At 63.2% G+C, this 25692-nt stretch carries 25 protein-coding genes, 1 tRNA gene and 1 riboswitch; of the genes, 11 read left to right on the forward strand and 15 right to left on the reverse strand.

Translation table 11 applies throughout. The features are described 5' to 3' along the window. Nucleotides 1–22 precede the first annotated feature (22 nt). Both phoU and RFM68_RS16915 read left to right on the forward strand, forming a co-directional pair. Nucleotides 23–745, forward strand: a complete 723-nt coding sequence (gene phoU / locus RFM68_RS16910) for a phosphate signaling complex protein PhoU (RefSeq protein ID WP_320234109.1) — start codon at nt 23–25, stop codon at nt 743–745. An 85-nt stretch (nt 746–830) separates the two neighbouring features. Then, nucleotides 831–1835 carry a magnesium and cobalt transport protein CorA gene (locus RFM68_RS16915; RefSeq protein ID WP_320234110.1) on the forward strand — a complete coding sequence of 335 codons (1005 nt, stop codon included), beginning with the start codon at nt 831–833 and terminating at the stop codon, nt 1833–1835. 200 nt (nt 1836–2035) lie between these two features. Here RFM68_RS16915 and RFM68_RS16920 read toward each other — a convergent pair whose 3' ends face one another. Then, a complete protein-coding gene (locus tag RFM68_RS16920) occupies nt 2036–2554 on the reverse strand; it encodes a GcrA family cell cycle regulator (RefSeq protein ID WP_320234111.1) in 519 nt (172 codons plus the stop codon). Nucleotides 2555–2910: 356 nt separating this feature from the next. On the opposite strand from RFM68_RS16920, the gene RFM68_RS16925 reads away from it, so the two are divergent. From RFM68_RS16925 to RFM68_RS16935, 3 genes are all read left to right on the forward strand, one after another. Next, entirely contained in the window at nt 2911–4110 is a 1200-nt protein-coding gene (locus RFM68_RS16925; RefSeq protein WP_320234112.1) for an aspartate aminotransferase family protein, read from the forward strand. Nucleotides 4111–4127: 17 nt separating this feature from the next. After that, nucleotides 4128–5039 carry an ornithine carbamoyltransferase gene (gene argF / locus RFM68_RS16930; protein WP_320234113.1) on the forward strand — a complete coding sequence of 304 codons (912 nt, stop codon included), beginning with the start codon at nt 4128–4130 and terminating at the stop codon, nt 5037–5039. Nucleotides 5040–5152: 113 nt separating this feature from the next. Continuing rightward, a complete protein-coding gene (locus RFM68_RS16935) occupies nt 5153–6184 on the forward strand; it encodes an Hsp33 family molecular chaperone (protein ID WP_320234114.1) in 1032 nt (343 codons plus the stop codon). A gap of 62 nt (nt 6185–6246) precedes the next feature. Here the strand turns inward: RFM68_RS16935 and apaG are convergent, their stop codons facing one another. Next, nucleotides 6247–6639, reverse strand: a complete 393-nt coding sequence (gene apaG / locus RFM68_RS16940; RefSeq protein ID WP_140802793.1) for a Co2+/Mg2+ efflux facilitator ApaG/CorD — start codon at nt 6637–6639, stop codon at nt 6247–6249. A 220-nt stretch (nt 6640–6859) separates the two neighbouring features. Here apaG and RFM68_RS16945 point away from each other — a divergent pair, with 220 nt between their 5' ends. Next, nucleotides 6860–8005, forward strand: coding sequence for a ceramide glucosyltransferase (locus tag RFM68_RS16945; protein ID WP_320234115.1), 1146 nt, complete (start codon nt 6860–6862; stop codon nt 8003–8005). A 33-nt stretch (nt 8006–8038) separates the two neighbouring features. Here the strand turns inward: RFM68_RS16945 and RFM68_RS16950 are convergent, their stop codons facing one another. Then, nucleotides 8039–9226 (reverse strand): O-succinylhomoserine sulfhydrylase, encoded by a 1188-nt coding sequence (locus RFM68_RS16950; RefSeq protein WP_320234116.1) that lies wholly within the window; start codon nt 9224–9226, stop codon nt 8039–8041. 57 nt (nt 9227–9283) lie between these two features. Then, nucleotides 9284–9361: riboswitch (SAM riboswitch) on the reverse strand. Between the two features lie 77 nt (nt 9362–9438). Between RFM68_RS16950 and RFM68_RS16955 the strand changes: the two genes are divergently transcribed. Beyond that, nucleotides 9439–10533 (forward strand): 2'-deoxycytidine 5'-triphosphate deaminase, encoded by a 1095-nt coding sequence (locus tag RFM68_RS16955; protein WP_320234117.1) that lies wholly within the window; start codon nt 9439–9441, stop codon nt 10531–10533. Nucleotides 10534–10731: 198 nt separating this feature from the next. Here the strand turns inward: RFM68_RS16955 and araD1 are convergent, their stop codons facing one another. The 4 genes from araD1 to chvE form a co-directional block, all read right to left on the reverse strand. Beyond that, nucleotides 10732–11724, reverse strand: a complete 993-nt coding sequence (araD1, locus tag RFM68_RS16960; protein ID WP_320234118.1) for an AraD1 family protein — start codon at nt 11722–11724, stop codon at nt 10732–10734. A 262-nt stretch (nt 11725–11986) separates the two neighbouring features. Next, entirely contained in the window at nt 11987–13279 is a 1293-nt protein-coding gene (gene mmsB, locus RFM68_RS16965) for a multiple monosaccharide ABC transporter permease (RefSeq protein ID WP_320234119.1), read from the reverse strand. Further along, nucleotides 13276–14808 carry a multiple monosaccharide ABC transporter ATP-binding protein gene (mmsA, locus tag RFM68_RS16970; RefSeq protein ID WP_320234120.1) on the reverse strand — a complete coding sequence of 511 codons (1533 nt, stop codon included), beginning with the start codon at nt 14806–14808 and terminating at the stop codon, nt 13276–13278. Before mmsA ends, mmsB begins: the two co-directional genes overlap by 4 nt. A 178-nt stretch (nt 14809–14986) precedes the next feature. Beyond that, nucleotides 14987–16057 carry a multiple monosaccharide ABC transporter substrate-binding protein gene (chvE, locus tag RFM68_RS16975; RefSeq protein WP_320234121.1) on the reverse strand — a complete coding sequence of 357 codons (1071 nt, stop codon included), beginning with the start codon at nt 16055–16057 and terminating at the stop codon, nt 14987–14989. 292 nt (nt 16058–16349) lie between these two features. On the opposite strand from chvE, the gene RFM68_RS16980 reads away from it, so the two are divergent. Together RFM68_RS16980 and RFM68_RS16985 are read left to right on the forward strand one after the other, a co-directional pair. After that, nucleotides 16350–17339, forward strand: coding sequence for a LysR family transcriptional regulator (locus RFM68_RS16980; RefSeq protein WP_320234122.1), 990 nt, complete (start codon nt 16350–16352; stop codon nt 17337–17339). A gap of 103 nt (nt 17340–17442) precedes the next feature. Further along, complete coding sequence (locus tag RFM68_RS16985; RefSeq protein WP_320234123.1) at nt 17443–17787, forward strand: protamine-2 (modular protein); 345 nt, start codon at nt 17443–17445, stop codon at nt 17785–17787. Between the two features lie 244 nt (nt 17788–18031). Here RFM68_RS16985 and RFM68_RS16990 read toward each other — a convergent pair. From RFM68_RS16990 to RFM68_RS17010, 5 genes are all read right to left on the reverse strand, one after another. Then, nucleotides 18032–18105, reverse strand: a tRNA-Gly gene (locus RFM68_RS16990). Nucleotides 18106–18163: 58 nt separating this feature from the next. After that, the gene (locus tag RFM68_RS16995; protein WP_320234124.1) at nt 18164–19594 is read right to left on the reverse strand and encodes a sensor histidine kinase; all 1431 of its coding nucleotides are present in this window, start codon (nt 19592–19594) and stop codon (nt 18164–18166) included. Beyond that, nucleotides 19591–20262: a response regulator transcription factor gene (locus tag RFM68_RS17000; protein ID WP_320234125.1), complete on the reverse strand. Its 672-nt coding sequence runs from the start codon at nt 20260–20262 to the stop codon at nt 19591–19593. Before RFM68_RS17000 ends, RFM68_RS16995 begins: the two co-directional genes overlap by 4 nt. A 104-nt stretch (nt 20263–20366) precedes the next feature. Continuing rightward, nucleotides 20367–20690, reverse strand: coding sequence for a hypothetical protein (locus RFM68_RS17005; protein WP_430694871.1), 324 nt, complete (start codon nt 20688–20690; stop codon nt 20367–20369). Nucleotides 20691–20928: 238 nt separating this feature from the next. Next, on the reverse strand, nt 20929–21540 hold the full coding sequence (locus RFM68_RS17010) for an outer membrane protein (protein ID WP_320234127.1): 612 nt from the start codon (nt 21538–21540) through the stop codon (nt 20929–20931). A gap of 395 nt (nt 21541–21935) precedes the next feature. Here RFM68_RS17010 and RFM68_RS17015 point away from each other — a divergent pair, with 395 nt between their 5' ends. Next, nucleotides 21936–22199 (forward strand): DUF6460 domain-containing protein, encoded by a 264-nt coding sequence (locus RFM68_RS17015; protein WP_140802805.1) that lies wholly within the window; start codon nt 21936–21938, stop codon nt 22197–22199. A gap of 19 nt (nt 22200–22218) precedes the next feature. Here the strand turns inward: RFM68_RS17015 and RFM68_RS17020 are convergent, their stop codons facing one another. Beyond that, nucleotides 22219–23121, reverse strand: a complete 903-nt coding sequence (locus RFM68_RS17020) for a histone deacetylase family protein (RefSeq protein WP_320234128.1) — start codon at nt 23119–23121, stop codon at nt 22219–22221. A gap of 196 nt (nt 23122–23317) precedes the next feature. Here RFM68_RS17020 and RFM68_RS17025 point away from each other — a divergent pair, with 196 nt between their 5' ends. Further along, nucleotides 23318–24577, forward strand: coding sequence for an MATE family efflux transporter (locus RFM68_RS17025; protein WP_320234156.1), 1260 nt, complete (start codon nt 23318–23320; stop codon nt 24575–24577). A gap of 147 nt (nt 24578–24724) precedes the next feature. On the opposite strand, the gene RFM68_RS17030 is transcribed toward RFM68_RS17025, so the two are convergent. Both RFM68_RS17030 and RFM68_RS17035 read right to left on the reverse strand, forming a co-directional pair. Beyond that, on the reverse strand, nt 24725–25456 hold the full coding sequence (locus tag RFM68_RS17030) for a PLP-dependent cysteine synthase family protein (protein ID WP_320234129.1): 732 nt from the start codon (nt 25454–25456) through the stop codon (nt 24725–24727). Beyond that, nucleotides 25399–25686: a pyridoxal-phosphate dependent enzyme gene (locus tag RFM68_RS17035; protein ID WP_320234130.1), complete on the reverse strand. Its 288-nt coding sequence runs from the start codon at nt 25684–25686 to the stop codon at nt 25399–25401. Before RFM68_RS17035 ends, RFM68_RS17030 begins: the two co-directional genes overlap by 58 nt. Nucleotides 25687–25692: the final 6 nt, after the last annotated feature.

Consider the following 25692-nt stretch of genomic DNA (forward strand, 5'->3'; position numbering starts at 1 on the left):
CACAAACCGGGAAGGCATGTCCATGCAGTCCGTCCACATCGCCAGTGCCTATGATGAAGAACTGAAGTTCCTGTCGAAGCGCATCGCCGCGATGGGCGGCCACGCCGAGCGCATGGTCGAACAGGCGGTCGCGGCGCTGGTCAATGCCGATCCGGGCCTCGCCCAGAAAGTCATCCAGGATGATCTGGTCCTCGATGAAGGACAGCGCGAGATCGACGACAAAGCCATCATCATCATCGCCAGGCGCCAGCCGATGGCAACGGATCTGCGCGAGATCGTCGGCGCCATCCGCATCTCGGCCGACATCGAACGCGTTGGCGACCTCGGCAAGAACGTCGCCAAGCGTGTTGCCTCGGTCGACGGCCGCCAGCCGAACAGTCTTTTCCGCGGTCTGGAGGCCCTTGCCAACCTGGCGCTGACGCAGCTCAAGGAAGTGCTGGACGTCTACGCCTCGCGCTCGGTCGAGAGGATCGGCTTCGTGCGCGACCGCGACGACCAGATCGACGCCATGTACACCTCGCTGTTCCGCGAGCTTTTGACCTACATGATGGAAGATCCGCGCAACATCACACCCTGCACGCATCTTCTGTTTTGCGCCAAGAATATCGAGCGTATCGGCGACCATGCGACCAACATCGCCGAGACCATCTATTATATCGTCACTGGCGACCAGATGCCCGCCGACCGGCCGAAGGGTGACAAGACCGACCAGGTAGTGCTTCCGGGCACCGTACCGGCTAAGTGAATTCAGGCCCCTCGAACGATTTTGCAATTTAGGCTAAGCTCCCCCGGGCGCGGCGATCCGCCAGGCGCTGTCGCGGGAGGTTGCGATGGAACAACTTCGAAACCTGACCCCGGCCTCAACGTCGGGCATCATAGCGTCCAGCGTCTATTCGGGCGGCGAGCGCGTCGCCGACATCGCGATCGAACAGGCCGGCGAATGGGCGGCAAAGCCCGGCCATGTCGTGTGGATCGGCCTGCTCGAGCCCGATCGCAACCTTTTGCTCAGGGTGCAGGCGCAGTTTCACTTGCATGACCTGGCGATCGACGATGCCGAGCATCCGCATGCGCGCCCGAAGATCGAGCAGTATGGCGATGCCCTCTTCATCGTCGCCCGCACCGCGCAATTGATCGACGGCCGCGTCACTTTCGGCGAAACCCATCTGTTCGTCGGCACCGGCTACATCGTCAGCGTTCGCCACGGCCCGTCGACCTCCTACGCCGCCGTGCGCCAACATTGGGAAAGCTGCCCGCACTCGCTCGCCAAGGGCGAGGATTTCGTCCTCTACGCCATCCTCGATTTCATCGTCGACAACTACATGCCGGTGCTGGAGCAGATCGAGGACGAGGTCGAGGCGATCGAGGACAAGGTGCTTTTGAAGCCGATGACCGGCTCCGATATCGAGCGCCTCTATATGTTGCGCCGCGATCTGCTGCGGTTGCGCAATGCGGCCTTGCCGCTGGTAGAGGTCTGCCGTCGGCTGACCAGCGCCGAGCTGCCGCAGATTCATGCCGCAATGCATCCGCTGTTTCGCGACGTGACCGACCACATCCGCACCGTCCAGGAAAAGATCGACAGCCTGCGCGAGGTGCTGGCCTTCGCTTTCGAAGCCAGTCTCCTGGTGGGACAAAGCCAGGAAACCGCCATCTCCAAGAAGCTCGCCTCATGGGCCGCCATTCTGGCGGTGCCTACGGCCTTCGCCGGCATCTACGGCATGAACTTCTCCGACATGCCGGAACTGAAGATGGAATATGGCTACCCGACCGTGCTCGCGACGATCGCGCTGATCTGCGCGTTCCTGTATTGGCGGTTCAAGAAGAATGGATGGCTTTGAAAAAGCGAATAGCAAATAGGGAGTAGCGAATAGGGAAAACAAAAACGGCTTGCTCCCTGTTACGGAAACCAAGCCGTTCCATTCGCTATTCGCTATTCGCTATTCGCTATTCGCTATTCGCTATTCGCTATTCGCTATTCGCTATTCGCTATTCGCTATTCGCTATTCGCTATTCGCTATTCGCTATTCGCTATTCGCTATCAGCGAGCGCGGCGCCGCTCCCCCGCCGGCTGAAAAGCCACGCGGGAGTGGTATTTGCAATAAGGCCCGGTCTCGGCGGAATCGTTGCCGCAGAAGCTGAAATCTTCCGACAGCGGGTCGCCGTTCGGCCACTTGCAGGTGCGCTCCGTCAATTCGACGAGTTGCAGGTGCCGAGAAATCGGCACGACGACGTTCTCGACCGGGCGGATGTAATGACGCGCCACGGGTTCGGCGTCGAATTGTATCTGCAGCGCCGTTGCGCCGACGGAAGCTGTCACATGGCGCGAGGCGCTCGCGGCGCGAGCCACCGATTTCTGCATCGAGGCGCCCTGCACCGTCTTCTTCTGTCGCGCCGGGGCAGCCGTCGCGCGGCCGCGGCCCGACAGCTTCAAGCGATGCACCTTGCCGATGACGGCGTTGCGGCTCACTCCGCCCAGCTGTGCGGCAATCTGGCTGGCGCTCAGGCCCTCCGACCACAATTTCCTGAGAAGTTCGACCCGCTCGTCAGTCCAGTTCATGAGACCGCGCTCCTGCTGAGGCGTACGGCAGTCAGAATCCTTTCCCGACCCGGCTCCCGCCGGGCAAACAACACCACATATACCGGGTGATTAGGTCCGCCGCACGAAATCTAGTTATTTCTCTACTACAATTACCTCACGCGCTGACTCGGTGACAAGAGTCCCCAGGGCAACACGATTCGGTTTTTTCGGTTTTCCCCAACTTGCCGGGCTACTGATGAGCCGGCGTGGCGTCAGGGGCTTGCCGCGCGCTTCTGCGCGACGTTTTCGTTGACTTCATGGCCGAAAAACAGGATAAGCCGCAAAGGCCGCCGCATTGGCGGCTTTTTTGATTTCCGGTTCCGGAGACGCATATAATGAGCGGTTCGGCGCTTTACGAGACCTTTGCTCGCGCACCCCTGGCTTTCGACCGTGGGGAGGGGGCTTGGCTGTTCACTGACAAGGGCGAGCGATATCTCGACTTCGCCGGCGGCATCGCGGTGAATTCGCTGGGCCACAGCCATCCGCACCTGGTCGCCGCGCTTACCGAACAGGCCGCCAAGCTCTGGCACGTCTCCAACCTCTACGAGATCCCGGAACAGCGCCGGCTGGGCGAACGGCTGGTCGACGCCACCTTCGCCGACAAGGTGTTCTTCACCAATTCGGGTGCCGAGGCCCTGGAATGCGCCATCAAGACGGCCAGGCGCTATCATTTCGTCAAGGGCCATCCCGAGCGTTTTCGCATCATCACTTTCGAGGGCGCCTTCCACGGCCGCACGCTGGCGACGATCGCCGCCGGCGGCCAGTACAAATATCTCGAAGGCTTCGGCCCGAAGGTCGAAGGCTTCGACCAGGTGGCTTTCGACGACATCGACGCCGCCGAAAAGGCGATCACGCCGGAGACTGCGGCGATCCTGATCGAGCCTGTGCAGGGCGAGGGCGGCATCCGCCCGGTGCCGACGCAATCGCTGAAGCGGCTGCGCCAGCTTTGCGACCAGCATGGCCTGCTTTTGATCTTCGACGAGGTCCAGTGCGGCATCGGTCGTACCGGCAAGCTGTTCGCGCATGAATGGACAGGCGTCATGCCCGACCTGATGGCGATCGCCAAGGGCATCGGCGGCGGCTTCCCGATGGGCGCCTGCCTTGCCACCGACGAGGCTGCGACCGGCATGACCGCCGGCGTGCACGGCACCACCTTCGGCGGCAATCCGCTGGCGATGGCGGTCGGCAATGCCGTGCTCGACGTCGTGCTGGAGGAAGGTTTCCTCGAGGAGGTGCAACGCAAGGCGCTGCTGTTGAAGCAAGGCCTTGCTGCGGTCGCCGACGAATTTCCCGATGTCATCGAAGGCATCAGGGGAACCGGCCTGATGCTCGGCCTGAAATGCGCCATGCCCAACACCAAGGTGAACATGGCGCTGCGCGACCAGCACCTGCTTGCCGTGCCGGCGGGCGACAACGTCATCCGTCTCCTGCCGCCGCTCACCGTGACCGACGAGGAGATCGGCGAGGCGCTGGAGCGCATCCGCGGCGGCGCCAAGGGCCTCACCGACGCGATAGCGGCCGAAGCCGCGAAATAATTTCTGGAAACCTGCCGATGAGTGTTCGCCACTTCACCGATCTATCCGCCGTTTCCGCGGGGGACCTGCGCATCATGCTGGACGACGCGGTGGCGCGAAAGACCAGGCTGAAGGCAGGTGAGCGTTCAAAACCGCTCGATGGCAAGGTGCTGGCCATGATCTTCGACAAGCCGTCGACGCGCACGCGCGTATCCTTCGACGTCGGCATGCGCCAGCTCGGCGGCGAGACCATCATGCTGACCGGCACCGAGATGCAGCTCGGCCGCTCGGAGACCATCGCCGACACGGCAAAAGTGCTGTCGCGCTATGTCGATGCCATCATGATCCGCACCACCTCGCATGAGCGGCTGATCGAGCTGACCGAGAACGCCTCGGTTCCGGTCATCAACGGGCTGACCGACGACACGCATCCCTGCCAGCTTATGGCCGACATCATGACCTATGAGGAACATCGCGGCCCGGTGGCCGGCAAGACCTTCGCCTGGACCGGTGACGGCAACAATGTGCTGCATTCGCTTCTCGAAGCCTCGGCGCGGTTCCGTTTCAACTTGAATGTCGCGGTGCCGGAAGGCAGCGAGCCTTTCGAGAAATATGTCGACTGGTCGAAGGTCAATGGCGGCAAGGTCCGGTTTTCCAGGTCCGCAGAAGAAGCCGTCGACCAAGCCGACTGCATCGTCACCGACAGCTGGGTCTCGATGGGCCAGGAGCACCGCGCCCGCGGCCACAACGTCTTCCTGCCCTATCAGGTCAACGCGGCGCTGATGGCCAAGGCGAAGCCCGACGCTTTGTTCATGCACTGCCTGCCGGCGCATCGCGGCGAGGAGGTCACTGACGAGGTGATCGACGGACCGCATTCGGTGGTCTTCGACGAGGCCGAGAACCGGCTGCACGCCCAGAAGGCGGTGCTGGCCTGGTGCCTCGGCGTTTGATCCGAAGCGACTGGCACGGGGATATGTCGACTTGATCCGGGGATATGTGATGCCTATTTGCGGGCCATCACGTAAATTGAACGCGCTTCGACGCATGCGGCTCACCGGCCGGCATGGCCGCGCTCCGGAGTATTGTCATGTTGGAAACCCATACCTTGGCTGAGCATCAACCCAAACTCGGTGAATTCGGCTTCGCCGGCGACGACCATGTCGTGCCTTACGAGGTGGCGCCGCTCGACGTGCGTGGCCGCACCGTGCAGCTGGGGCCGATGCTCGACGCCATTTTGAGCCGCCACGATTATCCCGAGCCGGTCGCCCGCCTGCTGGCGGAAGCCTGCGTGCTCACCGTCCTGCTCGGCACGTCGCTGAAATTCGAGGGCAAGTTCATCCTGCAGACTCGCACCGACGGTCCGGTCGACATGCTGGTGGCTGATTTCACCACGCCGCATGCGCTGCGCGCCTATGCGCGCTTCGATGCCGACCGGCTGCAGGCGCTGATCGCCGCCGGCGAGACCTCGCAGCAGACCCTGCTTGGCAATGGCGTGCTGGCTTTAACCATCGACCAGGGCGCGCATACGCAGCGCTATCAGGGCATCGTCCAGCTCGACGGCACTTCGCTGGAAGATGCCGCGCGCACCTATTTCCGGCAGTCGGAGCAGATCCCGACCGAGATCAAGATGTCGGTCGCCAAGCTGGTCACGCCCGGCCCGGCCGGCGCACGCGAGCAGTGGCGCGCCGGCGGCATCCTGGCGCAGTTCCTGCCGCAGGCGCCGGAGCGCATGCGTATTCCCGATATTTCGGGCGGCGACGGCGATCACCGCGAGGTGGCCGACCATCCGGCCGACAATTCTTGGCAGGAATTGCTGGCGCTGCTCGGCACGATCGAGCCAACCGAGCTGATCGATCCGACGGTGGGCGCCGAGCGCCTGCTCTACCGGCTGTTCCACGAACATGGCGTGCGCGTTTTCCGCGGCGTGCCGGTCGCCGACCAGTGTTCCTGCTCGCGCGACAAGATCCGCGGCATCCTCGAAGGCTTCTCGGCTGAGGAGATCAAGGACTCGACCGAGGACGGCGGCATCCATGTCGCCTGCGAGTTCTGCTCGACGCAATACGACTTCGACCCGGCGGAATTCGCTGCGAATTAAGGCCTTCCTTCTCCCCGTCACAATACATAGTGACGGGGAGAAAAAGGCTAATCGCCAAAGTCTTAGTTCACCGTGCGCCTGGTTCCCGGCATGTCGAGCGAGAAGGCGGGGATGGCGATATCGAACGTCTCGCCGCGGCCGTTGCGCATGGTGTAGTGGCCGACCATGATGCCCGACGGCGTCGAGAGCGGGCAGCCCGAGGTGTATTGATAGCTGTCACCGGGGTTGAGTTCCGGCTGGTCGCCGACGACGCCTGCGCCGCGCACCTCCTCGACACGGCCCCGACCATCGGTGATGTGCCAGTAGCGCGACAAAAGCTGCACGAATTCGTCGGAGCGGTTGTCGATCGTTACCTGATAGCCCCAGACATAGCGGTTCTCGGACGGATCGGAGCGGTCCTCCAGATAGAAGGGCCTGACTAGCACTTCGATGTTGCGCGTCACGGCGCGATACATGAGCCACTCCGGTTGCCACCGCGGAACATTCGTCACGCTCCGCTCTTAAGTAGGCGAAGCGCCGACCATCCTGCCCGCCTTTAAGCGCAGGTGCCGAAAAACAATGTCATTTAAGTGACACATGACAATGTTGGTGTGCACGAACCGTGCCGGGCGACTCAGGCGCTCCGTCGAGTGATGAAACGGCTGCATACGGCCTCTCGGGAGTGACCAGATCTCGATGGAACTGACTATCGCAGCCGCGCTCGCTTCGTCAGCCCTTCTGCTTTCCAATCTCACCAGCATCCTGCTCGCTTCGTCGCGGCTGGAACGGCGGCATGTCATCGCGCCACCGGCCGGCGGGCAGCCGCCGGTCTCGATCATCGTTCCGTCGCGCGGCGTCGAGCCGTTCACGCAAGAGACCTTGCAGCGCGCCTTCTCGCTCGACTGGCCGCGCTATGAGCTGATCTTCTGCGTCGCGCATGCCGAAGACGCGGTGGTCAAGCTTATCAATGCGGCGATCGCGCGCCACCCGAAGGTTCCGGCGCGGCTTCTGATCGGCGACGATCGCATCAGCGCCAATCCTAAGCTCAATAACTGCGTCAAGGGTTGGCAGGCGGCGCGGCACGATTGGGTGATTCTGGCCGATTCCAACGTGCTGATGCCGAGGGACTATGTCGAGCATCTGATGGCGGCCTGGCGGCCGGATACCGGCCTCGTCTGCTCGACGCCGATCGGCTCGCGGCCGGACGGTTTTTGGGCCGAGGTCGAATGCGCCTTCCTCAACACGCTGCAGGCGCGCTGGCAGTATACCGGCGAAGCGCTTGGCCTCGGCTTCGCCCAAGGCAAGAGCATGCTGTGGAACAAGCCGATGCTCGATGCCAATGGCGGTATTCAAGCTTTAGGCGCCGAGATCGCCGAGGACGCGGCCGCCACCAAGCTGGTCAACAGCCTGGGCCTGCGCGTCAATCTCGTCGCCTCGCCCTTCGAGCAGCCGCTCGGCCAGCGCACGCTCGCCGAGATCTGGTCGCGCCAGACGCGCTGGGCGCGGCTGCGCCGGGTCACTTTCCCGCTGTTCTTCGCGCCGGAGATCCTGACGGGCGCCGCGATGCCGCTGCTGCTGGCGCTCATTGCCGCGGCAAGCGCCGGAATCAGCCTGCCCACAACGGCTTTGTGCGTGCTGGCAATCGCCTATCTGCCGGAATGCCTGCTGGCCTCGGTCAAGGGCTGGTATCTGTCGCCGCGCAGCATCACCGCGATGATCGTGCGCGACGCGATGCTGCCCGCGATCTGGGCGCGCGGCTGGTTCGGCGGCGCCGTCGAATGGCGCGGCAATGCCATGACCATCCGCACCAAGGCGATGACCGAACTGAAAGAGCTCGCCTAAAGTTCTGTTGTCGCGGCGCCGCCGCGTCAGGTCCTATTGGGCCGCTTTTAGCGCCTGTTCCAGGTCCTCCAGCAGATCGTCGGTATCCTCCAGACCGACGGAGAGCCTGAGCGTACCGGGTCCAATGCCGAGTTCGGCGCGCGCCTCGTCGCTCAGGTTCTTGTGCGTCGTCGTCGCCGGATGAGTGATCAGGCTCTTGGCGTCGCCGAGATTGTTGGAGATCAGCACGATATCGAGCGCGTTCTGCAAGGCGAAGGCCGCCTGCTTGCCGCCCTTGACGTCGAGGCAGATCAGCGTCGAGCCGCCCGACATCTGCTTTTTCACGATATCCGCCTGCGGGTGGTCGGCCCGGCCCGGATAGATGAGGCGGGCGATCTCCGATCGGCCGGCCAGGAAGTCCGCGATCTTGCCGGCGCTCTCGGTCTGCTGGCGCACGCGCAGCGGCAGCGTCTCCAGGCCTTTCAGCAGCGTCCAGGCATTGAAGGGCGACAGGCTCGGTCCGGTGTGGCGGAAATAGTCGTGCAGGTTCTCGTCGATCCACTTCTTATCGGACAAGATGACGCCGCCGAGGCAGCGGCCCTGGCCATCTATATGCTTGGTCGCCGAATAGACGACGATATGGGCGCCGAGCTGCAAGGGCTTCTGCTGCAAGGGCGTGGCAAAGACATTGTCGACGATCAGCCTGGCGCCGATGGAATTGGCTAAAGCGGCAACCGCGGCGATATCCACCACTTCCAGCGTCGGATTGGTCGGGCTTTCCAGGAAGAACAGCTTGGTGTTCGGCCTTATCGCCTTTTCCCAATTGGCGATGTCGGTGCCGTCGACCAGCGTGGCCTCGATGCCGTAGCGCGGCGCCAGCGTCTCGACCACCCAGCGACATGAACCGAACAGCGCGCGCGCCGCCACGATATGGTCGCCGGCCTTGGCACTGCACAGCAATGCGGCGGAGACAGCCGCCATGCCGGAAGCGGTGGCGCGGGCGTCCTCGGCCTCTTCGAGCGCGCACATGCGCTTTTCGAACATATCGACGGTCGGGTTGGCGTAGCGCGAATAGATGAAGCCCGGCTCTTCGCCCTTGAAACGGGCCTCCGCAGCCTGCGCCGTCTCATAGACATAGCCCTGCGTCAGGTACATCGCCTCGGAGGTTTCACCGAAGCCGGAACGCAGGGTTCCGCCATGCACGAGTGCGGTCTGAGGCTTCCAGTTGCGCTTCTTTGTCATTGCTCTACTTCCAGACACAAAAAAACCGGCCGCGAAAGTCGCAACCGGTCCATACGGCCTTGCGGCCGGACGGTCCTTTAGCGACTTGTTTAACGTGGCTGCAAGCCGACCGGCCAAATCACCACGGGATAACGACCCTTTAGACCCGCGCCGCGCTTGCGTCAATTGCCGGCTTCATTAAGAGGTTTGTACCAGCAGAGCGGAGTAAGACTTTGCGGCAGACAGGCATTCTTCCCGACCAGGATATTTCCGCGCTGTTCCAGTCCGGTGCGCTGAAGTCGCCGCGCGCGCTGGACACCAACCAGATCCAACCGGCCAGCCTTGACTTGAGGCTCGGCGACACGGCGTTTCGCGTGCGCGCCTCCTTCCTGCCCGGACCCGACCATCTGGTCGCCGACAAGCTCGAGCGGCTGAAGCTGCACGAGATCGACCTCACCGAGGGCTCGGTGCTGGAAACGGGCTGCGTCTACATCGTGCCGTTGCTCGAAAGCCTGGCATTGCCGGCCGAGGTTTCAGCCTCGGCCAATCCGAAGAGCTCGACCGGACGGCTGGACATTTTCACGCGCGTCATGACCGATCGTGGCCACGAGTTCGACAAGATCGCCGCCGGCTATCACGGGCCGCTCTATCTCGAAGTCAGCCCGCGCACTTTCCCGATCGTCATGCGCGCCGGTTCGCGGCTGTCGCAGATTCGTTTCCGCACCGGCAATGCGGTGCTGTCGGAAAGCGAGCTGCGTGACCTTCACCGCGCCGAGATGCTTGTCGCCACCGAGCCGCCCAATATTTCCGGCGGCGGCATCGCGCTTTCCATCGACCTCGACGGCGACAAGGACGGCCTGGTCGGCTATCGCGGCAAGCACCACACCGGCCTGGTCGACGTCGACAAGCGCGCCGCCCAGGATGTCGTCGATTTCTGGGAGCCGCTCTACAAGAGCGGCGCCGGCGAGCTGGTCCTTGATCCCGACGAATTCTACATCCTGGTCTCGCGCGAGGCGGTGCACGTGCCGCCGCTCTACGCCGCCGAGATGACGCCGTTCGATCCTTTGGTCGGCGAATTCCGCGTCCACTATGCCGGCTTCTTCGACCCGGGCTTCGGCCATTCCGCCGCCGGCGGCAGCGGCAGCCGGGCGGTGCTTGAAGTGCGCAGCCACGAGGTGCCGTTCATCCTCGACCACGGCCAGATCGTCGGCCGTCTTATCTACGAGCACATGCTGAAGCGGCCGCAGGCGCTTTACGGCACCGATCTGGGATCGAACTACCAGGCGCAAGGGCTCAAGCTCTCCAAGCATTTCCGCGCCGCACGGTGAGGTCTGATCTGCCAATCTCCCCCCTCGTGGGGGAGATGCCCGGCAGGGCAGAGGGGGGCGCGAAGGATTTTGGCCGTTGTGTCTGAAATAGATGAAGACTTCCGAAATTCGAGCTTGAGGGAGTTGAGAGGTCGGCGGGACAGCGCCCCCCTCTGGCCTGCCGGCCATCTCCCCCACAAGTGGGGAGATCGCCCTTCCCTATAGCGCCTTCACCGCCACCTTCACCGGCTTTTCGATCTCCAGCGGGTTGCGCAGCGGCAGGCCGAAATCCTGCGCCTCGATCTCGAAAGTATCGCCGGCCTCGGTCCTGATGCCGTCGGCGAAGGACAATGTCGCGGTGCCGAACATATGCACGTGCACGTCGCCCGGCTGGCGGAACGCCGAATATTTGAAATGGTGATGCTCGAGATTGGCGATGGTGTGCGACATGTTTGCTTCGCCTGAGAGAAATGGCTTTTCCCACAAAAGCTTGCCGTCGCGCCAGATGCGCGATGCGCCGCGGATGTCGGCGGGCAGGTCGCCGATCAGGATCTCGGGGCCGAACGAGGCGTTGCGCAGCTTGGAATGGGCAAGGAACAGATAGTTCACCCGCTCCGTGACGTGATCCGAGAACTCGTTGGACAGCGTGAAGCCGACCCGGAACGGCGCGCCGTCATCACCGATCACATAGATGCCGGCGATCTCCGGCTCCTCGCCGCCATCCTGCGCGAAGGCCGGCGACATCAACGGCGCGCCGGGCGCCACCGCCATCGTGCCGTTGCCCTTGTAGAACCATTCCGGCTGCACGCCGACCTGGCCCTTGGCCGGCTTGCCGCCTTCTAGACCCATGCGGAACATCTTCATGGAATCGGTGAGTTGCTCCTCGCCGTCATTGAGCTTCCTGTGCATGGAATCGCGCGTTGCCGCGGAGCCGAGATGCGTGAGGCCGGTGCCGGTGAGATGCAGATGCGCCGGATCGGGATGATTGATCGGCGAAACCAGCCTGCCCCTCTTATAGGCGGCATCGAGATCGACCGCTTCGCCGTAGCCCTTGCGCTCGATCAGCGCTTCGAGCCCGGTGCCGGTGCGCGCGGCCTCCATCGCCAGGGAATAGACGCTGCGCGCGCCGTTGATGACCCTGGTCTTGCCGCCGCCGTTGCGGGCGACGACGCGGATCGTCTCGGCGTCGTCGAGGATCTGGGAGATCAGCATGTTGAACCCTCTCTCATCTTGCCTTGTTGCGCGCGGGCAAACCCTACCCGGCGCGGCGCGGAGAAATCCGCGCCACGGTTGAAACTCTTCGTCCGGATTGCGCTCGCAAGCCTGGTCCTTGCCTGGACTTCTTGGCGCCGACGGGTTTGCCGGCAGCTTCGCGATCTAGAACCCGTATGCCTCCTGAACCTCGCTTGCGGCTTGGATTTGTTTTTACGCAATTCCGGACGGAAAACCGCTGCGCACTTTTCCTGGAATTGCTCTAAGCCTTGTTCTTGTTGTAGACGTCGAAGATGACGGCGCCGAGCAGCACGAGGCCTTTGACCACCTGCTGCCAGTCGACATTGACGCCCATGATCGACATGCCGTTGTTCATCACGCCCATGATGAAGCCGCCAACCACGGCGCCGATCACCTGTCCGACGCCGCCCATTGCCGAGGCGCCCCCGATGAAGACGGCAGCGATGACGTCGAGCTCGCTGCCGAGACCGGCGGCCGGCACGGCCTGGCCGAGGCGCGCCGCGATGATCAGGCCGCCCAGCGCCGACAGCACGCCCATATTGATGAAGACCATCAGCGTCAGCCTCGCGGTGTTGATGCCCGAAAGCTGTGCGGCCTTGGCGTTGCCGCCCATGGCGTAGATGCGGCGGCCGATGGTCATGCGCTTGGTGACGAAGACGAACAGCGAGATCAGCACGCCCATTACCAGAAGCACGACCGGCAGGCCCCGGTAGCTCGCGAACTGGAAGACCAGGAACAGCGCCAGCGCGCTGCCCACCAGCGTCTTGACGACGAACAGCGGGAAGGGCTCAGCTTCATAACCATGACGCTCGCGCTTGCGCCGCGTCCTGAAGCCGAAATAGGCGTAGGCGAGCACCGCGATCAGGCCGAGCACGACCGTCGTCATATGCAGCGTCAAGCCGCTGCCGAGGATGGTCTTGCCGGCGGCATTCACCGTCGGCGGGATCAGTACGAGCGGGCCGATGACGTCCGGAATGAAGCCGGAGCTCAGCGCCTTGAAGCCATCGGGAAGCGGGCCGACCGAGGAGCCGCCGCCGAGCAATGCCTGACAGATGCCGCGAAAGATCAGCATGCCCGCCAGCGTCACGATGAAGCTCGGTATCCGGTGATAGGCGATCCAATAGCCTTGCGCGGCGCCGATAAGTCCGCCGACGATCAGGCATATGATCGAGACCACCAGCGGATTGCTGAATATCCCCAGCGGCCAGATCACCATCATCATCGCGGCAAGAGCGCCGATGAAGCCCGCGACCGACCCGACGCTGAGGTCGATATAGCCGGAAACGATGACCAGCAGCATGCCGAGCGCCATCACGATGATGAACGAGTTCTGCTGCACCAGATTGCTGAGGTTGACCGGTTTGAACAGCGTTCCCGACGTCGTGTACTGGAAGAACAGCATGATGACGATCAGCGCGATGATCAGGCCGTATTCGCGCAGGTTCGTCGTCAGCGCCGAGACGGCGACGCGCGGGCCTTGCTTGATGTCCTCGGCGACGCCGCTTTGCGGTGCGGGAGCGCTGTCTGTGCTCATGATGCTTTTCCTTCTCCCCGAACGATGGCGCGCATGATTTTTTCCTGGCTGGCGTCGCTTGCCGCCATTTCGCCGACCATACGCCCTTCGTTCATCACATAGATGCGGTCGGAGATACCGAGCAATTCAGGCATTTCCGACGAGATGACGATGATCGCTTTGCCCTCGGCGGCTAGGCGCGCGATGATCGTATAGATTTCGTACTTGGCGCCGACGTCAATGCCGCGCGTCGGCTCGTCGAGGATCAAGACTTCCGGATCGGCGAACAGCCATTTCGACAGCACCACCTTCTGCTGGTTGCCGCCCGAAAGGTTGCCGGTCAGCTGATAGACGCTGGAAGCGCGGATGTTGGTCTTCTTGCGATAGTCGTTGGCGACGCTCATCTCGCGCATGTCGTCGATGACGCCGCGGCTGGAAACGCCGCCCAGGTTGGCTAAAGTCACATTGTGCTTGATGTGGTCGATGAGGTTGAGGCCGTAGGTCTTGCGGTCCTCGGTGACATAGGCGATGCGGTTGTCCACCGCCTTGCTCACCGATGAGAGGTCGATAGGCTTACCACGCAGCGACACCTCTCCGGTGATATGCCGGCCGTAGGAGCGGCCGAACAGGCTCATCGCGAATTCGGTGCGGCCGGCGCCCATCAGTCCGGCGATGCCGACCACCTCGCCCCTGCGCACGTTGAGGTTGATGTTCTTGATCACCTGCCGCTCGGCATGGATCGGGTGATAGACCGACCAGTTCTTGACCTCGAAGATGACGTCGCCGATCTGCGGCTCGCGCGGCGGGTAGCGATCATCGAGCGAGCGGCCGACCATCGAAGTGATGATCCGGTCCTCGCTGATGTCCTTCCTCGGCAGCGTCTCGATGGTGCGCCCGTCGCGGATCACCGTCACCTTGTCGGCGACACGGTTCACCTCGTTGAGTTTGTGCGAGATCAGGATCGAGGTCATGCCCTGGCGCTTGAATTCGAGCAGAAGATCGAGCAGCGCCTGGCTGTCCTTTTCGCTGAGCGACGCCGTCGGCTCGTCGAGGATCAGCAGCTTCACTTCCTTGCTGAGTGCCTTGGCGATCTCGACCAGCTGCTGCTTGCCGACGCCGATATTGGTGATCAGCGTCTTGGGATCTTCCTTCAACCCGACCTTCTTGAGCAGTGCGCCGGTGCGCTTCTCGTTGGCGTTCCAGTCGATGACGCCGTAGGTGGCGTGCTCGTTGCCGAGGAAGATGTTTTCCGCAATCGACAGCATCGGCACCAGGGCAAGCTCCTGGTGGATGATGACGATGCCGATATGCTCGCTGTCGTGAATGCCTTTGAAATTGCATTCCTGGCCGCGGAAGATGATCTGGCCTTCATAGGTACCGGATGGATAGACGCCCGACAGCACCTTCATCAGCGTCGACTTGCCTGCGCCGTTCTCGCCGACGACGGCGTGGATTTCACCTTCTTCGACGCTGAGATTGACGTTCGACAACGCCTTCACACCGGGGAACGTCTTGGTGATGTCGCGCATCTCCAAAATCGTCGAGGCCATCAGGTTCTGCTCCTTGGCGCATGGCTTCCAAATCGGCATCGATCTCGGAAGGGGGGCATGCGCGAAATCAACATACTGCGGCGCACGGCGCTGCAGAAGCCGGCAAAGACAATACCGGGGTCGCTTGTGAACGAAAAGGGGCCCTGCGTCGCGCAGGACCCCTTCCTTTGAGGCTGGATTACTTCAGGTCCGCAGCCTTGATGTAGCCGGAGTCGACGACCTGCGCCTGGTAGTTCGACTTGTCGACCTCATGCGGCGTCAACAGGATCGAGGGAACCACCTTGACGTCGTTGTTGTAGGTCTTTTCGTCGAGGCCGTCCGGCTTGCCGCCGGAGAGCACCTTGTCGACCAGCTGCACGGTGGCCTTGGCCAGTTCGCGGGTGTCCTTGAACACCGTCGAATACTGCTCGCCCGAGATGATCAGCTTGACCGAGGCGGTCTCGGCGTCCTGACCGGTCACGATCGGCCAGGGCTGTGCGTCGGTGCCGTAGCCGACGGCACGCAGCGAGGCGGTGATGCCGCGCGACAGGCCGTCATAGGGCGACAGAACGCCATCGACGCGGCTGCCGTCCGAGTAGTTGGCCGAGAGCAAATTGTCCATACGGGCCTGGGCGGTGGCGGCGAGCCAGCGCAGCGTGCCGACCTTGTCCATGCCCGTCTGGCCGGACTTGATCTTGATCGAGCCGTCGTCGATCAGCGGCTGCAGGACGGATATCGCGCCGTTGTAGAAGAAGAAGGCGTTGTTGTCGTCCGGCGAGCCGCCGAACAGTTCGACGTTCCACGGCTTGGTGTTCGGGAAACGCTCCTTGAGGCCCTTGACCAGCGAGTTCGCCTGGATCACGCCGACGCCGAAATTGTCGAAGGTGGTGTAGTAGTCGACATTCTTGGTCTTCTTGATCAGGCGGTCATAAGCGACGACGACGACGCCTGCGTCATTGGCCTTCTGTAGCGCGTCGGCCATGGTGGTGCCGTCGATCGACGCGATGATCAGCGCCTTCGGGCCCTTGGTGATCTCGTTTTCCAGCTGGCTGAGCTGGTTCGGGATATCGTCCTGCGCATACTGCAGATCGACCGTGTAGCCGAGCGCTTCGAGCTGGGACTTGACGGCGTCGCCGTCGTTGATCCAGCGCTGCGAGGTCTTGGTCGGCATCAGCACGCCGACGAGACCCTTGTCGGCTGCGTGCGCCGAATAGGTCGTGGCGGCGATGCCAAGGGCCGCGATGGCGGCCAGCGTCTTGATGATCTTCACATTACTCTCCCTGGTTGATGGACGCGACACCTCGGGGCTTCGCGGGCCGCGCAGTCGAGCAGGTACGCTGGCGCGCCACTGTCGGCTTTATCGATCTCCGGTATCCTCCCAATCGGTCCCGCGACGCAGTTTCAATCGATACGAATTTGATTGTTATCGACTGTCGCGCCTTGGAACGCGCGAAGGGTGGGTCCCTTTGACATAACTGTCAAATGCGATCTCTGCTGGTTGCTATATCGAAACTGGTATAGCCTAAAGGGCCGATAAAAACCCGGCAGAGAGGTTCCGAATTATGGCGGCGTTGCGCGATCCCGATGCGATTTCAGGTAGTTACGAGAAATTGCCGGGAGATGGCGAAACGCTGCTGCGCAGCGGCCTGAGCCTTCGCCACATGCGCATGGTCGCGGCCCTGGACGATCATGGACGGGTGAGCGCCGCCGCACAGGTCATGAACATTTCCCAGCCGGCTGCCTCGCGCATGATCGCCGAGATGGAAGCGGTGCTCGACGTGAAGTTGTGCGAGCGGCTGCCGCGCGGCGTGACGCTGACCCCCTATGGCCAGGCACTCGCCCGGCGCGCCCGCTCGATCCTGCTCGAGATGCGGGAGGCCGATCGCGAGATTTCCGAGCTCAAGGCCGGCAAGGGCGGCTCCGTATTCCTGGGCGCGGTCACGGCGCCGGCAATCGAGCTTGCCGTGCCGGCGATCCGCGAGATACGCCGCATCTATCCGCGCATCGAGATTACCATGCAAGTCGAAACCTCGAACGTGCTCGCCCGCGAGCTGATTGCGTCTCGCCACGATTTCATCATCGCCCGCATTCCCGACGACCTCAATCCGCGGCTCTTCGAATCGCGCGTCATCGGCGTCGAGAAGGCCTGTCTCATCGTGCGTCGCGGCCACCCGCTGGCGAGCGGCAAGATGGTCAAACTCGAAGACACGGCGGCTTACGACTGGGTGTTCCAGTCCGGCGGCTCGCCGCTGCGCCAGGCGATGGAAAGCAACTTCCTCAACCGCGACATTCCGCTCCCCGACCGTATCCTCAACACCTCTTCGCTGCTGCTCACTTTGGTGATGGTGGCGCAGTCCGACGCCATCGCGCCGGTGTCGATCCAGGTCGCCAAGTTCATCCAGAGCCCAGATGGGCTGGCCGGCGCCATCGACGTCGTTCAGACGGAGTTCGATATCGAAGTCCGGCCCTACAGCCTGATAACGGTCAAGAATCGCGTGCTCTCGCCCGCCGCAAAAATGTTGCACGACTTCATCTTGCGCGAAGTGGGGTGATGGAACAAGAATGCTACTTGTACGTTCAAACCGATCGGCTGCCCGCTGGAGCCCGTTGCGGGTGAGGGAAGAGCTGCCGGTGCTCAACAGCTCGGAGGTTTTGATGGAACGTCGGTTATTTCTGACTGGAATGCTTGGCGTTGCGGGGGCGGCGGCACTTGCAAGCCTGGCCGGACCTGGCAAGGCCGTTGCCGGAATTCCCGCCGGCAACGGAATCCTGGACGAGCTCGACAAGCCGGATAATGCGGTCTTCGAAGGCGACGATCCGGCCGAAGTGGAATTGGTCTCGCACCATCGTCACCGTCGCTACTACGGCGACTGGCGCTGGCGCCACCGTCGCCGTGGTCGTAGGCGCGGCTGGAGGCACGTCTGCCGCCGCTTCTGGCATCGTGGCCACTGGCGCCGCCGCTGCCGGCGCGAACGCTACTGGATCGGCTTCCGGCTGTAGAGCTGGCGCCGGTTAAAGATTGAGTGCAAAGCGATGGGTCTTGCACGATTCGTGCAGAACCCAGCGTCATGTTCAAGGGAACTTGCCGGGGCATGGCCCAGTAGCACGCTGCTAGAGCAATTCCAGGAAAAGTGTGAGCGGTTTTCTGTCCGGAATTGCGTCAAAACAAAGAGATAGAGCGGTTCGCCGTTTCCGTGAAACGGTGAAATGCTCTAGGATTTTTTAGCGAGCCGGTGAGGAAAACTGGAGCGGGTAGCGGGAATCGAACCCGCGCGTTCAGCTTGGGAAGCTGACAGGCTACCATTACATCATACCCGCGCGAGCCCTCGTTACCATGAGGGCGCCGCCTCAAGCAATCGGCAAAGCCGAACCTTCATCATCGCAAGGCTGGCAGTTCGATACGCACCCGTGCGCCCCGCTCTGAACCGCCCAGAATCCTGACCGTGCCGCCATGCAGCTGCGCGATCTGCCGGGCGAGGTTGAGGCCAAGGCCGGCGCCGCGCGATTGCGGCTGCAGACGGTAGAAGGGCTGGAACACGTTCTCCCGTTCCGCCAATGGAATGCCCGGACCTTCGTCGCGTACTTCGATGCCGCCGCTTTCGTCGATGGCGACCGTGATCGTGCCGGAGCCGCCGCCATGGTCGATGGCGTTGCGCACAAGGTTCGCCAGCGCGCGCTCGATCTGCGAGCCGTTCGCCTGGACTTCGACCTTACCCTGCGGCGGCTCGAAGGCGAGGTCGTAGCCGGCCTCGATCGCCAGCGGCGCCAAGTCGGCGGTAACCCGGCGACCGAGCTCGGTCAGGTCGATGATCCGGCGCTCGTCGGCCGGCCGTTCCAGCATCTGATGGTCGAGCAATTGCTGGGCAAGGTGCGACAGCCGCTCGATGTCCTGCAGCAGTCGTTCGCTCTGCGGCTCCTTGGTCAACAGCTCGGCCCGCGTGCGCAGGATGGCGATCGGCGTGCGCAATTCATGCGCGGCGTCGGTCAGGAAGCGGTTGTGCTGGTCGTAGCCATGGGCCAGACGCGCCAGCGTCTGGTTGAAGGCCTGGACCAGCGGTGCGATCTCCTGCGGCACGTGCTGCACCGGCAATTGCATGCCGCGCGTGCTGATGTCGATGCGGGCGGCCTGATCGGCCGTGTCGACGAGCCCGGCAAACGATCTGCGCACCACCGCCGGCGTCGTCACCAGCGTGGTGATGCCCATGACCACGACGATCGGCAGAAGCAGGATGGCGAGGAGCAGCGCCAAGGCTGGCAGTGCCCTTTGCCAGTTGCGACTGCCATCTGGATTGCGGGCGACATCGATGGTCGCCGAGATGTTGATTTCCAACCCGTCGGTCTGCTCGCGCGACGAGCGGGTGGCGGCGATGATCTGGATCGGCCCGGCCTTGGACGTGGCGTTCTCGACATAGGCTTCCGGGCGAAGGTCGTCCCTGGCGAGCTCAAGCGTGGCATGATCGACCGCGCCCAGCAGCACGCCGGGCGTGCCGGTGTAGATATCCGGCACATCACCGGAGCGGACGCTCTGTCCGGTCCTGTCGCGAACAATGTACCAGGCGTGCGGGAAGCTCTCCCGGAATTGTCTCAACTCCTCCGTCTCGTGCACGACCAGCGTGCCGTCGCTATTGCGATCGACGGCCTTCTTCAGCGCCACCACGGCGGCCTCGTTGTCGACCAGCAGCGTCGGATTGGCGATCCACAGCGCTGCCGCGCAAAGCGCAATGAAGATCGCAAGCATCGCCGCCTGTAGCAGGATCAGCCGCCGCACCAGCACCCATTGCAGCGAACGTGTCCGCCGCTGCCTCACGGCAAGGCCCTGAGCAGATAGCCGATGTTGCGGATGGCGCGGATCTCGACGCCCGCGGCGACGTCCTCCAGCTTGCGGCGCAGCCTGGAAATATGCGCGTCGAGCGCATTCGAACCGATCTCGTCATCCAGCGCGTAGACCGCCTCCTCCAACGTCCGGCGCATCACGGCGCGACCGGGACGGCGGATCAAGGTTTCCAGCACCAGGCGTTCGCGCCGGGGCAAGTCCAGGGCCTTGTCGTCGACCAGCGCTTCGCGATCCCGGAAGTCATAAATGAGGCAGCCGATCTCGATCCGGTCGGCGCGCAAGGTGAATTGGCGCCGGTGCAGCGCGCGCAACCGCGCCACCAGCTCCTCGGTGGCGAAGGGCTTCACCATATAGTCGTCGGCGCCGGCATTGAGCCCGCTGACGCGGTTGATGCCGGCCATCGCCGTCAGCGCGATCACCGGCGTGTCGACATTCATGGCGCGCAGGCGCGGGATGAGGTCGAGGCCCTCTCCATCGGGCAGGCGGCGGTCGAGCACGATCGCATCGTGGCTCCCGACCTTAGCCATGATCTCGGCATCGGCCAGCGTCGATGTCCGGTCGACGACGAAATCCTGCCGCTCCAGCGCCGTCTTGAGCACCGACGCCATTTCCGGCTCGTCCTCGATAAGCAGGATACGCATTCTTCAATCCCCGTCGGCGGAGCGGTAAGGTGCAGCCGTCTCGGTCGGCCCGGTAGAGCTTCGACCGGTGCGCGGCAAGAGCCAACTCGCCGCTTGTGGTGATCTCATTCGCATTCCAGCTTCGGCTTGCGGAAATTGGTGATGAACCAGCGGCCGCCGGAGGAGCGCGCATAGAAGCTGTAAAAGCATTCCTTGCGCTCGACATAGCCGGGCGTCTCGGTCACCTCATATTCGGCGCCGTGCTTGGTATGGCGCATCTCGCCGCTCGATGAGCCGGAGACCACATCGGTGGAGATCTTTCGCCACTGATAGGCGCGCTCGCCGGGACCGAGCTCGACCACCGTTGTCGGCGGCCCGTAGTCGAGGACGACGGATTCGACCGGCTGTCCGACATAGTTCTTCATGATGTCCGAAGCGCAGGCGGACATGGCGACGAGCGCCGCCGCGAGGAAAGCCTTCAGGATGAGGTTCCGGCCCCTGCCGCTACTTGTCGTGAACATGGTCTGATTCCCGGGATCGAGATGCGTTCCGGCCAGCTAGGCCATGAAAATTGCACCGACATTACGCGGAAGGTTCGGTGGCCGACGGACGGAGAAAGGCAGTTTCCCGCGGTGGAGATCGGCGGGGTCGGCCGCCACGGAAAACTGCTCTCCGGCGTTCCAGGCGCTAGAAGCGGTAGTTGATGCCGGCTTTCAGCTCCTGGCTGCCTATATCGGTCTTCGCTTTACCGAGGGCCGATCTCGTTTCCACATCGGGCGTGCGGATATAGTCATATTCGATCTTGGCTGAGAGGCCGCCGGCAAAGGCCTGCTCGACGCCCGCGCCGACCAGATAGCCGAGCTTGCGGCTGTCGGTGTCGCGCACGCCGCCTGCCTTGTCGAATGTGGTCATGGCGATGCCGGCGGTGCCGAAAACCAGCGTCTGGTCGAAGGCGACGCCGGCCTTGGCCTTGGCGGCCGCGCGCCATTTCTCCTTGATCTTGCCGCTCTCGACATTGTGTTCGGCGCCGCCGAGATAAGAGCCTTCGAGCTCGGCGCCGAATACCGCCGGGCCGGTCTGGATGTTGTAGCCGGCCTGCACGCCGCCGCTCCAGCCGTTCCGGCCGGCAAACGGATTGGGCATCCTGGTGAAGGCCGTTCCGCCGTGGACGCCGACATAGGCGCCGCTCCACTGGAAGGCGGGCGGATCGTTATAGGCGGGCGAAAGGTCGGCGGCCATCGCCGCTCCGCTGAGACAGGCGGCAAAAGCCGCCAGGGCAATCTTGGTTCGACAAAACATGTTCCACACTCCAAACGCATAGGCGCAGGGCAACACCATGCGCGGATTGACCCGTGGAGTCGGCGCCTGGGATGGCCGCTCCGGTTCGTTTGTCTCTCGCGGGCAACAGAAACCCTTGCCGCAAGGCGCCTGCCTTGCGGTCCGAACTTCCGTAGCGACATGATGCTCGAAAGACCGGCCCTATCTGTCAGTTGAAAATTGCAGGCACATTGCGCGGGTCGAAAAAATGAAGATTTTTCTATTTATTTTCAGCGGTTTGCTGCATTTCTGTTTACGCAAAATCAAGTATTTGCAACGGCACGGGTTGGCGGTTCTCGGCGCTTGATGGCGGACTGTCGAGTGCGTATCTCTGATATCGCGCTGCCGAATCGGGTGGCTTGAACCGGAGAATGGCCTTGTCCGCACTGACGCGCTTCCTTGGCGACACGCCGCTCAGGGTGCTCCTGAAGCTGCTCGTGGTCTCCTTCCTCGTCGGCCTCGTCATGCATGCCTTTGGCTGGTCGCCGATGGACGTCTTCTATGGCATCCGCCAGTTCTTCGTCGATTTGTGGAATCTCGGCTTCCACGCTATCGACCGTTTCCTCGGCTATATCCTGCTCGGTGCCGCGATTGTCGTGCCGGTCTTCATCCTGCTCCGGATCGCCAACTACCGCAAATGAGCCCTGCTGGACTTGGAGTTCAGGCGTAGCCGGCGGCCACCTCGAAGAGCATGGCATGACGCGCGGCCAATATCGGCACATCGGTCGAATAGCCGCCGCCGATGACGCCGCACAGCGGCACGCCGCGGTTGCGGAAATGGCCGATGACCATGTCTTCGCGAGCGCGCAGGCCGCCGTCGGTCAGCGCCAGCCGGCCGAGCCTGTCCTCGGCATGGACATCCACGCCCGCGTTGTAAAAGACTATGTCCCAATGCCTTTGCCCGGATAGGTCCGGCAGGATGGCGGCGAGCCGCTCAAGATAGGCATCGTCGCCGGTGCCGTCGGGCAAGGCGACGTCGAGGTCGGAGGCGATCTTGCGCGCCGGGTAGTTGCGCTCGCCATGCATGGAAAAGGTGAAGGCACGGGGTTCGTCCTTCAATATGTCGGCCGTGCCGTCGCCTTGATGCACGTCGAGGTCGACGATCAACACGTTTTCGACGCCACCTTCGGCCAGCAGCGCCAGCGAGGCGACGGCGACATCGTTGAAGGTGCAGAAGCCGGCGCCTTGCGCGCGCCGTGCATGATGGCTGCCGCCCGCTGCGTTGCAGGCAATGCCGTGCCTCAGCGCCAGTCGTGCCGCCAGCACCGTGCCGGCGGTGGCGAGCTGTGCCCTGAGCGACACGCGCGGACCGACTGGAAAGCCGATCTCTCGCTCTATTCTTTCCGGCACAGCGCAAGCAATCACCTGGTCGACATAGTCGGCCGCATGCGCAAGCTTCAGCCATGCCGCCGGCGCCGGCTCGGGCTTCGACAGCGCTTGCGGCGCCGCCAGGCCGCGTATGCGCAAGTGTTCCATCAACAGCGGATATTTGCTCATCGGAAAACGGTGGTTGACGGCGAAGCCGGCGTCGTAGCCGGGGTGATGGACGATCTGCAGCGGCATGGGTCGGGCGGCCTGCGCCAGCTCTGGAATTCGGTTGGCAGTCGGAGGACAGTGGTTGCGTGAGGTCGGCAAACTGAGGCACATCGGTTCCTCGATCAAGCCGCAATCAGCCAGGCAGCAACCCTTGGACGCAATCCAGGCCAATACCAGGTCCTTCGCCGTCACCAACCGCTCGGTGCTGGCGATCGCCGTGCCGATGACGCTTGCCTATCTGACGACGCCGCTGCTCGGCATCATTGACACGGCGGTGGTCGGGCAGTTCGGCGACGCGGCCCTGCTCGGCGGCCTGGCGGCGGGATCGCTTGTGTTCGATGTCGTGTTCACCACATTCAACTTCCTGCGCTCCGGCACCACCGGCCTCGTCGCCCAGGCCTTCGGACGCGGCGATGCGCTGGAAGAGCAGGCGGTGCTGTGGCGCGCCGTGCTGATCGCGGTCGTCGCAGGCGTCATACTTGCCGCTCTTTCGCCGCTCTTTGCCGTCGCCGGCCAATGGTTCATGGGCGCCGAGCCAAGGGTCAGCGCGGCGATGTCGGTCTATATCCGCATCAGGCTGCTCGCCGCGCCCTTCTCGCTGATCAACTATGCCATACTGGGCTACGTGCTGGGACGCGGCGAAGGCGGGCTCGGCCTGATGCTGCAAGCGGTGCTCAACGGCATCAACATCGCGCTCTGCTTCCTGCTCGGCCTCGAGCTCGGTTGGGGCGTTGCCGGCGTTGCCTGGGCAACCGTCACCGGCGAATTCCTGGCCGTGCTGCTCGGCCTTGCCATCGTGCTCAGCCGCTTCCGCAAGCTGGAGCGGCCGTCGCGCCGCCGCATCCTCGACCTGCCGGCCTACCGGCGCATGCTGTCGCTCAACCGAGACATCATGATCCGTTCCTTCTCGCTGCTTGCCGCCTTCGCGCTGTTCACGCGCCAGGGTGCGCAGTTCGGCACGGTGACGCTTGCCGCCAACGCCGTGCTAATGAACTTCTTCCTCATCGCCGGCTATTTCCTCGACGGTTTCGCCACCGCTGCCGAACAGCTTGCCGGTCGCGCCATCGGCGCGCATGCGCCGGCCCCGTTCCGGCAGGCGGTCCGGCTAACGCTGATCTGGGGTTTTGCCCTCGCCGGCATCGCCACGCTCATCCTGTTGACGGCCGGCGCCGGTCTGGTGGCACTGGTGACGACGTCTGCGGATGTCCGCGACGTCGCCGACACCTATCTGCCCTGGGCGGCCTTCACGGCGCTGAGCGGCGTGCTTGCCTTCCAGATGGACGGCGTCTTCATCGGTGCCACCTGGTCGCGCGACATGCGCAACATGATGCTGGTGTCATTCCTCGTCTTCAGCGCCGCGCTCATCACCCTGGCGCCGGCCTTCGGCAACAACGGGCTGTGGGCATCGCTGCACGTCTTCCTGCTGGTGCGCGGACTGAGTCTGCTGACGGTGCTCCGGCTCAGGGTACGCACAGCATTTTAGCATCGCCCATGTTCGTCGCGTGCAGCGCCGGCAGCGTTGCTTCCTAAAGCGCGTCGCGATGAAACGGATTCAGGCGACGCGCTTTAAGTCTTTGTTTTGATGCATGTCGTTATCCCAAAACCGCTGCGCATTTTTGGGCGACATGCATTAGCCCCACAGGTCGGTCGATAGGTATTTCAGCCCAGAGTCGCAAATGACGATGGCTATCGTCTTGCCTAATTGATCGCCGTTTAGGAGACGCAACGCGGCGGCCACATTCGCTCCGGAGGAGAAACCGCCGAAGATGCCTTCGCTGCGCGCGAGCAAGCGCGTGGCCTGACGTGCCTCATCACCGGAAACCTGCAGATAGCCGTCGACCGGCACATTGTTCAGGAACGCCAGGTTCGGCATTGCATAGCCGCCGCCTTGAATGGGATGTTCGGCTTGGGTGATCGTCTCTCCCGCGGCGGCTGCGGCGCCCTTGGGCTCGACGATGAAGCACTTGATCAGAGGATTGCGTTCCTTGAGCGCCCTCGCAACCCCCGCATATGTTCCGCCCGAGCCGATGAAGTCGACGAATGCATCGACAGCGCCATGACTGTCGTCCCAGATTTCCGGCCCGGTCCCGTGATAGTGCGCAAGCCAGTTCCCTTCGCGATGGAACTGATCGGCGCGATACGCGCCTCGTTCCGCCGTCACCGCCTTGGCGGTCTGCTCGACGAGCGCCAAATCGCCGCCCGATACCTGCCCCGGCGCCGATCCTGGCAGTTGGTCCACCAGAATCACTTCCGCGCCGAGCGCCGTCATCATTCGCGCGCGTTCTTCAGAGTTGCCCTTCGACATCACGGCGACGAAGGGGTAGCCCCTGACCGCACAGATGATCGCGAGGCCCGTGCCCATGTTTCCGGAGGTAAGCTCGACCACCGTTTGCCCGGTTTGATGGCACCGGATCTTTCGGCTTCGTCGATTATTCCAAGCGCCGCGCGATCCTTCTTTGAAAAGCCGGGGTTGAGATATTCCAGCTTGGCGATGATCCCGCCCTTGACGCCCGCCTGCGCCGTCAGCCTGTCGAGCCGGACCAATGGAGTTCCACCGATCGCGTCTACGACGGAGTTCAGAACCTCGGCCATCGTCTG

This window comes from Mesorhizobium montanum (assembly GCF_033977145.1).
Classification (GTDB): Bacteria; Pseudomonadota; Alphaproteobacteria; order Rhizobiales; family Rhizobiaceae; genus Mesorhizobium; species Mesorhizobium montanum.

What these genes read in the sequence shown, in the direction of transcription:
- phoU (WP_320234109.1), top strand. Translation starts at nt 23, where the DNA reads ATGCAGTCCGTCCACATCGCCAGTGCCTATGATGAAGAACTGAAGTTC.
- RFM68_RS16915 (WP_320234110.1), top strand. Translation starts at nt 831, where the DNA reads ATGGAACAACTTCGAAACCTGACCCCGGCCTCAACGTCGGGCATCATA.
- RFM68_RS16920 (WP_320234111.1), bottom strand. Translation starts at nt 2,554, where the DNA reads ATGAACTGGACTGACGAGCGGGTCGAACTTCTCAGGAAATTGTGGTCG.
- RFM68_RS16925 (WP_320234112.1), top strand. Translation starts at nt 2,911, where the DNA reads ATGAGCGGTTCGGCGCTTTACGAGACCTTTGCTCGCGCACCCCTGGCT.
- argF (WP_320234113.1), top strand. Translation starts at nt 4,128, where the DNA reads ATGAGTGTTCGCCACTTCACCGATCTATCCGCCGTTTCCGCGGGGGAC.
- RFM68_RS16935 (WP_320234114.1), top strand. Translation starts at nt 5,153, where the DNA reads ATGGCCGCGCTCCGGAGTATTGTCATGTTGGAAACCCATACCTTGGCT.
- apaG (WP_140802793.1), bottom strand. Translation starts at nt 6,639, where the DNA reads ATGTATCGCGCCGTGACGCGCAACATCGAAGTGCTAGTCAGGCCCTTC.
- RFM68_RS16945 (WP_320234115.1), top strand. Translation starts at nt 6,860, where the DNA reads ATGGAACTGACTATCGCAGCCGCGCTCGCTTCGTCAGCCCTTCTGCTT.
- RFM68_RS16950 (WP_320234116.1), bottom strand. Translation starts at nt 9,226, where the DNA reads ATGACAAAGAAGCGCAACTGGAAGCCTCAGACCGCACTCGTGCATGGC.
- araD1 (WP_320234118.1), bottom strand. Translation starts at nt 11,724, where the DNA reads ATGCTGATCTCCCAGATCCTCGACGACGCCGAGACGATCCGCGTCGTC.
- mmsB (WP_320234119.1), bottom strand. Translation starts at nt 13,279, where the DNA reads ATGAGCACAGACAGCGCTCCCGCACCGCAAAGCGGCGTCGCCGAGGAC.
- mmsA (WP_320234120.1), bottom strand. Translation starts at nt 14,808, where the DNA reads ATGGCCTCGACGATTTTGGAGATGCGCGACATCACCAAGACGTTCCCC.
- RFM68_RS16980 (WP_320234122.1), top strand. Translation starts at nt 16,350, where the DNA reads ATGGCGGCGTTGCGCGATCCCGATGCGATTTCAGGTAGTTACGAGAAA.
- RFM68_RS16985 (WP_320234123.1), top strand. Translation starts at nt 17,443, where the DNA reads ATGGAACGTCGGTTATTTCTGACTGGAATGCTTGGCGTTGCGGGGGCG.
- RFM68_RS17000 (WP_320234125.1), bottom strand. Translation starts at nt 20,262, where the DNA reads ATGCGTATCCTGCTTATCGAGGACGAGCCGGAAATGGCGTCGGTGCTC.
- RFM68_RS17005 (WP_430694871.1), bottom strand. Translation starts at nt 20,690, where the DNA reads ATGTCCGCCTGCGCTTCGGACATCATGAAGAACTATGTCGGACAGCCG.
- RFM68_RS17010 (WP_320234127.1), bottom strand. Translation starts at nt 21,540, where the DNA reads ATGTTTTGTCGAACCAAGATTGCCCTGGCGGCTTTTGCCGCCTGTCTC.
- RFM68_RS17020 (WP_320234128.1), bottom strand. Translation starts at nt 23,121, where the DNA reads ATGCCGCTGCAGATCGTCCATCACCCCGGCTACGACGCCGGCTTCGCC.
- RFM68_RS17025 (WP_320234156.1), top strand. Translation starts at nt 23,318, where the DNA reads ATGACGCTTGCCTATCTGACGACGCCGCTGCTCGGCATCATTGACACG.
- RFM68_RS17030 (WP_320234129.1), bottom strand. Translation starts at nt 25,456, where the DNA reads ATGGGCACGGGCCTCGCGATCATCTGTGCGGTCAGGGGCTACCCCTTC.
- RFM68_RS17035 (WP_320234130.1), bottom strand. Translation starts at nt 25,686, where the DNA reads ATGGCCGAGGTTCTGAACTCCGTCGTAGACGCGATCGGTGGAACTCCA.